This is a genomic window from Veillonella sp., from assembly GCF_019414865.1.
Classification (GTDB): domain Bacteria; phylum Bacillota; class Negativicutes; order Veillonellales; family Veillonellaceae; genus Veillonella.
This window is the reverse complement of record NZ_DXLG01000211.1, coordinates 1-1575: the sequence shown is the minus strand read 5'-3', so window position 1 is coordinate 1575 and position 1575 is coordinate 1. Positions and strand designations below refer to the sequence as shown.

The 1575-nt window shown below is 37.4% G+C and carries 1 protein-coding gene; it reads right to left on the bottom strand.

Going from position 1 to position 1575, the window contains the following annotated elements; all coding sequences use genetic code 11:
- Positions 1-106 precede the first annotated feature (106 nt).
- The gene (locus tag QZ334_RS08320; protein ID WP_295233619.1) at positions 107-1354 is read right to left on the bottom strand and encodes a sodium/glutamate symporter; all 1248 of its coding nucleotides are present in this window, start codon (positions 1352-1354) and stop codon (positions 107-109) included.
- Positions 1355-1575: the final 221 nt, after the last annotated feature.

The window sequence follows — 1575 nt, the reverse complement described above, 5'->3', positions numbered from 1 at the left end:
TGTGTATAAGAGACAGGGATAATGTAAAAAGAGCTCATTAGATTAATAATATATCATTCTAATGAGCTCTTTTCATAAAAAAAGGACCCGAATGGGTCCTTTTTATTTAGTAAAGAATGCCAGCCATTGTTGTAATTAGGAAAGCATTAACAAAGTCGATTAAGAATGCACCTACCAAGGAAACCACGAGCCATGCACGAGGGGATGGGCCGTGTTTACTTGCCAAGGATAACATATTAACCAACGCATTTGGTGTAGCGCCTAGACCGAAGCCGATAGCGCCAGAACCAAGCATAACTGCATCGTAGTTGCGACCAAATAGGAAGTAGATAAGGTATGCAAATACACAGATAAGTACCATTTGTGCAACTAAGATTGTAATAAGTGGTAAAGCAAGATCGATTAATTGAACTAGTTTCAAGCTATTGATAGCCATAGTTACGAATAGAGATAATGCTACATTGGATACTGCATCAAGAGCTGCATCGTTGATTTTGTAAGCTTTAGTGAAGTCACCGAAGTTACGGATTACAGCTGCACAAATCATTGCGCCGATGTACGCAGGTAGTGGAGTTAAGATAGACAAACCAGCACTTACGATAGTACCGATACCTAATGCAAGGCCAATCCACATACAGATTGTTAAAAGGTCTTGAGAATTAAATTGTTTGCCACCACTTTCAACGTGATCTTCGATCATGTCGATGCCTTCATCTTCCATTAACTCAGGATTTTCGTAAGGTGTTTTAACTTTGTGCATTTTAATAATGCGTTCACCTACAGGAGCACCGAGAATTGTACCAGCTACCATGCCGAATGTTGCGGCTGCAACCGCTGCTGATGCTGTACCAGGGATACCAAGCAATTGTTCGTAATATGGGCCGAAGGCGCCAGCAGTACCAAGACCACCAATCATGGATACGGAACCAGCCATAATACCGATGATTGGTTCAATACCTAAAGCTTTAGCAATCATAATACCTGCTGTATTTTGTACAACAATCCATACTGCACAAGCAAGGAAGAAGAAGATAATGAAGATACCGCCTTTTTTGAGGACTTTCAAAGAAGCCATCAAACCGATAGTGGTAAAGAAGGCAAGCATTAAGAATGTTTGTAGGGAACCTTCAAAGGTAATGTTCAAAATCTTGTAGTAAGAAAGAATGGCAGTTAAGAATGCAAATGGCAAAGCCCCTACAGCTGGTGCAGGCATACACATACGTTGTAAGAACTTGGAATGCTTGTTAATCCAAGTACCAATGAATAACGTGATTACAGCGAGGCCTACAGTTTGAATCATGGACAGTTTCAAGGTCCATACATCGTTGACTAACGCTAAGTCAATAAGTGGCATAAAATCACTCCTTTAAAATAAAAAATAAAACTTATATTTTATGGTATCATGAATGGTCGAAAAAAACTATAGAATATATAAGGCATAATAATTATATATTATTTATTTTCAACACTCACAACAACAGTAAAACCATTAGGTTTTATATATCTATATTAGATATATATCTATTTATAATATATTTATATTATATACAAAAATACGAGAAAGTAATAGTATAA

Excerpts from the sequence above, each read along its gene's own strand:
- QZ334_RS08320 (WP_295233619.1), bottom strand. The coding sequence starts at position 1,354 with ATGCCACTTATTGACTTAGCGTTAGTCAACGATGTATGGACCTTGAAA.